The following is a 7,363-nucleotide window of genomic DNA, read 5'->3' as shown; positions in this document are numbered from 1 at the left end:
ACACGGTCAGCGGGATCTGCTCGTCGATGATCCGCTGCATCAGGCGCTCGTCTTCGATCGCGCGCACGCCATGGTCGATGCGCTGGATTTTCAGCAGGTCGATGGCTTCCCAGATGTACTCCGGCGGGCCTTCTTCACCAGCGTGGGCGACGGTGAGGAAGCCTTCGTCGCGGGCGCGATCGAAGACGCGTTTGAATTTGCTCGGCGGGTGGCCCATCTCGGAACTGTCGAGCCCGACCGCGACAAACGCATCACGGAACGGCAGCGCCTGATCGAGGGTTTTCTGCGCTTCGTCTTCGCTGAGGTGGCGCAGGAAGCTGAGGATCAAACCGCTGCTGATGCCCAGTTGCGTCTCGCCATCCTTGAGCGCGGCGGCGATGCCGTTGAGCACCACTTCGAACGGGATGCCCCGGTCGGTGTGGGTCTGCGGATCGAAGAACGGTTCGGTGTGGATTACGTTCTGTGCTTTGCAGCGCAGCAGGTAGGCCCAGGTCAGGTCGTAGAAGTCCTGCGAGGTGCGCAGCACATCGGCGCCTTGGTAATACAAGTCGAGAAATTCCTGCAGATTGTTGAAGGCGTAAGCCTTGCGCAGGGTTTCGACGTCGCTCCACGGCAGGGCGATCTTGTTGCGTTCGGCCAGGGCGAACAGCAGTTCAGGCTCCAGCGAACCTTCCAGATGCAGGTGCAGTTCGGCTTTGGGCAAGGCGTTGAGCCAGTCGTACATAGTCTTTTCTCATCAGGTGCAATGCCGGCATTCTACAGAGGCTGGCCGCAACAATTGGCAAAACCTGACCAGGTGATCGATCAAACCGCCTCTTGTTCACGGCGATAGGCGTAGGTATCGGCGAAGCGCGACAGCAGGAATTCGGCACAGGTGGTGGTCGGATATTTCGCCGGATGCTGTGCGTCCTGGCAACCGGGCAGGCATTCGATGCGCGTGTCCGGGTGCGGTTCGGCGAAGAACGGCATCGAATAGCGATCCACGCCCAGCGGGCTGATCACCCGGTGCGGGGTCGAGCGATAACGGTCGTTGCTCCAGCGCGCCATCATGTCGCCGAGGTTGACCACGAACGTGCCGTCAATCGGTGGCGCGTCGATCCATTCACCATTGACGTTCTTCACCTGCAAACCGCCGGCGCTGTCCTGATAGAGCAGGGTGATGCAGCCGTAATCGGTGTGGGCGCCGGCACCTTGTTGCTCGGCGGAGCTGGCGGTGTGACGCGGCGGATAATGGATCATGCGCAACACGCTGACCGGGTCGACAAAGCGCGAATCGAAGAAGTCGCGCTCGATGCCCAGCGCAATGGTCATCGCCCGCAACAGGGTTTGCGCCAGCGCCTGCATGTCGAGGTAATGCTGCTCCATCAGCGTTTCCCAGCCGGGTTGCGCCGGATGCCGATTGGGGCCGCGCAAAGGTTTTTCCGCGAGCACCTCGGGATGTTCGTCCGGCAGATGCAGGCCCATGTCGAAAGTTTCTTTGAGATCGCTGGGTTTGTCCGGGTCCAGTTGCTCTGTGGCAATCGCGCCGTAGCCGCGATGGTGGCGGGTCTGAGTAATGTCGATCTTCAGTTTTTCTGCGGCTGGCAGTGCGAAGAAGCGCTGGGCGTGATCGAGCAGGGCGTCGATGCGCTGCGCTGAGATCGGATGGCCCTTGATGTAGAAAAAGCCCCATTCGCGACAGGCTTGGTCGATTTGTTCGGCCACCGCAGGCCAGGCGTTTTTGTCGTCGCCATAGAGCGGGCTGATATCAATGATCGGAAGCTGATCCATACACAATCCTTGAATACGCTGTGTTGCCAATGTGGGAGCGAGCCTGCTCGCGAAGAGGGAGTGTCAGACAACATTTTTGTTAATGACACACCGCTTTCGCGAGCAGGCTCGCTCCCACAGGGTTCTGTGTGGTGAATCGGGGGACTACTTCGGCATCTCGGCCTTCATGCCCTCAACGTAATAATTCATCGAAGCCAGTTCCGCATTGGTCGCGCTCACGCCCGCGGGGATTTTTTCCACACCGGCCTGATCCTTGATCGGCCCGGTAAACGGCTGCAATGCGCCGCTCTTGATGTCGGCGATCAACTGCTCGGCTTCGGCTTTCACCGGCGCCGGCACCAGATCGCTGATCGGCAGTTCCACCGTGCCTTCCTTCAACCCGCCCCAGTAATCCTGGGATTTCCAGGTGTGATCGATCACGCTCTGCGTCGCCTGAATGTAGTGTGGCGCCCAGTCGTTGACGATCGAGGTCAGCACCGCTTTCGGGCCGAAGTGGGCCATGTCCGAGGCATAGCCCACGGCATACACGCCGCGCCGTTCGGCAGCCTGAATCGGCGCCGGGCTGTCGGTGTGCTGGAACACTACGTCGACGCCCTGATCGATCAGCGCGTTGGCGGCGTCGGCTTCCTTGCCCGGATCGAACCAGGAGTTGACCCACACCACTTTGATTTCGGTGCCAGGGTTGTACTTGTTCAGGGCCAGCTGGATGGCGTTGATGTCGCGGATCACTTCCGGAATCGGGAACGAGGCGACATAGCCGATCTTCTTGGTCTTGGTCATCTTCGCCGCGAGGAAACCGCCGACGTAACGGCCCTCGTAAGTGCGCGCCAGGTAAGTGCCGAGGTTCTTGTCCTGCTTGTAACCGGTGGCGTGTTCGAAAGTGACCTTGGGGAATTGCTTGGCGACTTTCACTGTCGGGTTCATGTAGCCGAAAGACGTGGTGAAGATCAGGTCATATTTGTCCTTGGCCATGTTGCGGATCACCCGCTCGGCGTCGGCGCCCTCGGCGACGTTTTCCACGTAGTTGGTGGTGATCTGCGTGCCGAGTTTTTCCGCCAGGGCCTTGCGCCCCTGTTCGTGCTGATACGTCCAGCCGTGGTCACCGATCGGGCCGATGTAGACGAAACCGACCTTCAGCGGATCGGCAGCGCTGGCGCTCAGGCTGATTCCCAGACCGATGGCGGCGTACAGCAGTTTGTGCAGCGGACGTATTGGCATGAACCCGAACTCCATTTTGTTGTGTGTGCTCAGGGCCAATGCAAATTGCTGACCAAAAGGACAACAAACAAAAAGATCGCAGCCTTCGGCGGCTCCTACATGGGAATGCGGACCTGTAGGAGCTGCCGAAGGCTGCGATCTTTTCAGCGTCGGAACCAACGCAGTGCAAGTCAGCGTGTACGCGCCATGGGTTGGTGCGCAAAGATGTAACGAAACGTTAGCGGCGCGCGGCAGTCAGTAGCTTCATCAGCTCTTTTCGGCAAAAGGCCCGTCATGCTCTCGATCCTCAAACAAGAAAGCTTCCTGCTGCTGGCAGTCCTTGCCGCGTGCGTCGCTTATCCACTGGAACACTGGCTGCTGCACAACGGCCAGATCGTCGCGCTGGGCGGCGGTCTGTTGCTGATCGCCTTTATCGTCGCCGCTTCGATGCGCGTCGCTCATCACGCCGAACTGCTCGCGGAGAAGGTCGGCGACCCCTACGGCACGATGATCCTCACGCTCTCGGCGGTGCTGGTCGAAGTGGTGATCCTGGCGATCATGATGAGCAACGAAGCCTCGGCAACACTGGTGCGCGACACGATTTATTCAGCGGTGATGCTCGACATCAACGGCATCCTCGGCCTCGCCGCACTGATGGGCGGGATCAAACACGGCGAGCAGTCCTACAACGACGATTCAGCGCGCAGCTACAGCGTGATGATTCTCACCGCGATGGGCGTGTCGATGGTGGTGCCGGAGTTCATTCCCGAGGCCAACTGGAAGATCTATTCGGCGTTCACCATCGGCGCGATGATGGTGCTTTACGCGCTGTTCCTGCGCATGCAGGTCGGCCCGCACAGTTACTTTTTCAGCTACAGCTACCCGGACAAACGTCGCAAGAAGGAGCCGGTCGAGCAGGAGCCGAAGCCGGTCAGCCTGGCACTGTCGATCGGCATTCTGGTGTCGGGGGTGGTGATCATCGGCGCACTGGCCGAGGTGATGTCCAAGACCCTCGATCTGGGCCTGGAAGGCACGGGTGCACCGCCAGTGATCACGGCGATTCTGGTGGCAGCGATTTCCGCCGCGCCGGAGATTCTGACTGCACTGCGTGCGGCACTGGCCAATCGCATGCAGTCGGTGGTCAACATCGCGATGGGCGCGTCACTGTCGACGGTGATTCTGACCGTGCCGGTGATGGAAGCGATGGCGCTGTACACCGGCCAGCCGTTTCAAATGGCGATGACCCCGGTACAAACGGTGATGATCTTCATCACCCTGATCGTCAGCGCGATCAACCTCAATGACGGCGAGACCAACGCCATTGAGGGCATGACGCACTTTGTGCTGTTTGCCACATTCATCATGCTGTCGCTACTGGGCCTTTAGGGCTGGCAGATACCCATGTGGGAGCGAGCCTGCTCGCGAAAACGGTGTGTCATCCAACAAACATGTTGTCTGACACTCCTTCTTCGCGAGCAGGCTCGCTCCCACAGTTTTGAACGGCGGTGAGTCAGGTCCCGGCGATCAGTTGGCGAGCGGCTTGACTGTGATCGGCGATCAGACCTTTCAGATCCAGCCCTTCAACCTGACCATCAACCACACGCCACTTGCCGCCAATCATCACCCGATCCGCCCGATCGGCGCCGCACAGCAGCAACGCCGAAATCGGATCATGGCTACCGGAGAAGCGCAGTTCATCGAGCTTGAACAACGCCAGATCCGCCTGTTTGCCCACGGCGATTTCGCCGATGTCGCTGCGACCGAGCAGGCTCGCCGAACCCTTGGTCGCCCAGCCAAGTACTCGCTCCGGGGTGATCTTTTCAGCGCCGTAGCGCAGGCGCTGGATGTACAGCGCCTGACGCGCTTCGAGGATCATGTTCGAGGCATCGTTGGACGCCGAACCGTCGACGCCAAGACCGAAGAGCGCGCCGGCGTCGGTCAGCTCGATGCTCGGGCAGATGCCGGACGCCAGGCGCATGTTCGAGCTTGGGCAGTGGCAGATGCCGGTACCGGCCTGGCCGAGGCGGGCGATTTCGTCGGGGTTGAAATGGATGCCGTGGGCCAGCCAGGTACGCGGGCCGAGCCAGCCGACGCTGTCCAGATAATCGACGGTGCGCAGACCGAAACGTTGCAGGCAGAAGTCTTCTTCATCAAGCGTTTCAGCGAGGTGGGTGTGCAGACGCACATCGAGCTTGTTCGCCAGATCAGCACTGGCCGACATGATTTCCGGAGTGACCGAAAATGGCGAACATGGCGCCAGGGCGATCTGGATCTGCGCGCCGTCGCCACGCTCGTGGTACTCGTGAATCAGCCGCTGGCTGTCGTCGAGAATCACCTGGCCTTCCTGCACCGTTTGTTGTGGAGGCAGACCGCCGTCCTTCTCGCCAAGGCTCATCGAGCCGCGCGTGAGCATGGCGCGCATGCCCAGTTCACGCACCGTTTCGACCTGCACGTCGATGGCGTTTTCCAGACCGTCCGGGAACAGATAGTGATGGTCGGCAGCGGTGGTGCAACCTGAGAGCAGCAATTCGGCCAGCGCCACTTTGGTGGCGAGGGCGAGTTTTTCCGGGGTCAGCCGCGCCCATACCGGGTACAGGGTTTTCAGCCACGGGAACAGCGGCTGATTGACTACCGGCGCCCAGGCGCGGGTCAGGGTTTGATAGAAGTGATGGTGAGTGTTGATCAGGCCCGGCAGGATCACATGCTCGCGGGCATCGAACACTTCATTGCAGGGCGCCGACGGCTGCTGACCGGCAGCGAGGACTTCGACGATGACACCGTCTTGCACGACAAGACCGCCACGGGCATCAAGCTCGTTGGAGGTGAAAATGGCGAGGGGATTTTTTAACCAGGTACGGGTCGCAGGCATTGTGGCCGGCTCCTCTGAAAGTTGGGTTCAGGGTTGCCAGCTCAGTGTTGCCCTGTCTGCTGATCCAGGGTCGCCGCGAAGGACGAGGCGCGCAGTTTCAAACAAATCGCCGCGCCGGGCAAGCGCCACCTGACCATTCACCATCACTCCCTGTGGGAGCGAGCCTGCTCGCGAAAGCGTCATGTCAGTCGATACAGATTTACCTGACAGATCGTATTCGCGAGCAGGCTCGCTCCCACATCGGGATTTTCAGTGCTTACCAGGGAATGGTTTCGCCCTTGTAGTTCACGAAGTGATGCCCGCCCTTGCCGGTGAATGCATTGACCTGATCGATCAGCCCGCGGGTGCTGGTCTCGACATCGAGATCGGCGCCTTCGCCGCCCATGTCGGTCTTCACCCAGCCCGGGTGCAACGACAGTACGGTGAGTTTCTGTTCACCCAGTTGCGTGACAAAACTGTTGGTCATCGAATTCAGCGCCGCTTTGCTCGCCTTGTACAACGCCAGCTCCGGCGCATCGGGCATGGTCACGCTGCCGAGTACCGAACTCATGAACGCCAGCACGCCGCTGCCGTCGCGAATCTGCCCGACGAAACGCTGGGCCAGATTGATCGGTGCCACCGCGTTGGTGAAAAACAGTTGCCCGACCTCGGCCAGTGTCGCGCCGCCCGGCGTCTGCACGTCCGGGCCTTTGACCCCGGCGTTGACGAACAACAGATCGAAGGTTTCGCCCTTGAGTTTCTGGCTCAGAGCGATCACCGCTTGCTGATCGTCCATGTCGAGCTTCTCGATGCGCACGTCACCCAGCGCTTGCAGCGCCTCGGCCTTCTGCGGATTGCGCACCGTCGCGGTCACTTGCCAGCCATCGCCCAGCAGGGTCTTCACCAGACCGAGGCCCAAGCCGCGGGAGGCGCCGATGATCAGTGCGTTTTTTGCCTGAGACATGATGGGTTTCCTTGAAAGTCAGCATTCAGGATTCAATGGACACGCCTGACCGCGCCACAGTTGCAGCGCCTGGCGAAAACAGGCTTTGACCCCGGAGCATACTCCAGGCTTCTTGAGTTTCTCGAGGGTGTTTGATCAGAAACAATCATGAGGCGTGGTTCAAGTGTTGCCTGTGCGGACGCTTTCGCGAGCAGGCTCGCTCCCACGCTTGCCCGCGTTCACTCAGATCCCTTGTGGGAGCGAGCCTGCTCGCGAAGAGGCCCGCTCTGACATCAACTAATGTCCCGATTGCCACGGCTGCCCCAACGAAACCGGCGCATACAACCGAGTGCGCACGGCATCGCGGGACAGCAACACCAGCACCAGAATCGTCGCCACATACGGCAGCATCGCCAGCAGGCTCGAAGGTATCGCCAGTCCCAATCCCTGTGCCACCAAGTGCAGAATGCTGGCGAGGCCGAACAGATACGCCCCTAGCAGCAAGCGCCACACCCGCCAACTGGCAAACACCACCAGTGCCAGAGCGATCCAGCCGCGCCCTGCGGTCATGTTCTCTGCCCACATCGGTGTGTACGCCAGCGACA

The 7,363-nt window shown here is 60.5% G+C and carries 6 protein-coding genes and 1 pseudogene; 1 reads left to right on the top strand and 6 read right to left on the bottom strand.

Features of this window, described 5'->3' with window-relative positions; genetic code table 11:
* The 3 genes from OQK_RS07435 to OQK_RS07425 form a co-directional block, all read right to left on the bottom strand.
* On the bottom strand, positions 1-724 hold a 724-nt coding region (locus OQK_RS07435; protein WP_016771817.1), incomplete at its 3' end, for an adenosine deaminase.
* An 80-nt stretch (positions 725-804) separates the two neighbouring features.
* A complete protein-coding gene (locus OQK_RS07430; RefSeq protein ID WP_016771816.1) occupies positions 805-1,770 on the bottom strand; it encodes a 2-oxoglutarate and iron-dependent oxygenase domain-containing protein in 966 nt (321 codons plus the stop codon).
* Between the two features lie 144 nt (positions 1,771-1,914).
* Positions 1,915-2,988, bottom strand: coding sequence for a BMP family ABC transporter substrate-binding protein (locus tag OQK_RS07425; protein ID WP_016771815.1), 1,074 nt, complete (start codon positions 2,986-2,988; stop codon positions 1,915-1,917).
* Between the two features lie 273 nt (positions 2,989-3,261).
* Between OQK_RS07425 and OQK_RS07420 the strand changes: the two genes are divergently transcribed.
* Entirely contained in the window at positions 3,262-4,353 is a 1,092-nt protein-coding gene (locus tag OQK_RS07420; protein ID WP_016771814.1) for a calcium:proton antiporter, read from the top strand.
* Positions 4,354-4,477: 124 nt separating this feature from the next.
* On the opposite strand, the gene OQK_RS07415 is transcribed toward OQK_RS07420, so the two are convergent.
* The 3 genes and pseudogenes from OQK_RS07415 to OQK_RS07405 form a co-directional block, all read right to left on the bottom strand.
* Positions 4,478-5,836 (bottom strand): 8-oxoguanine deaminase, encoded by a 1,359-nt coding sequence (locus tag OQK_RS07415; protein WP_016771813.1) that lies wholly within the window; start codon positions 5,834-5,836, stop codon positions 4,478-4,480.
* Positions 5,837-6,092: 256 nt separating this feature from the next.
* Positions 6,093-6,779, bottom strand: a complete 687-nt coding sequence (locus OQK_RS07410; protein WP_016771812.1) for an SDR family oxidoreductase — start codon at positions 6,777-6,779, stop codon at positions 6,093-6,095.
* Between the two features lie 276 nt (positions 6,780-7,055).
* Positions 7,056-7,363, bottom strand: a pseudogene (locus tag OQK_RS07405) (ABC transporter permease); the annotation flags it as partial.

Source organism: Pseudomonas sp. R62 (genome assembly GCF_000257605.1).
Taxonomy (GTDB): domain Bacteria; phylum Pseudomonadota; class Gammaproteobacteria; order Pseudomonadales; family Pseudomonadaceae; genus Aquipseudomonas; species Aquipseudomonas atacamensis.
Note: the sequence above shows the minus strand (reverse complement) of the source record. Positions and strands in the feature narration are given on the sequence as shown.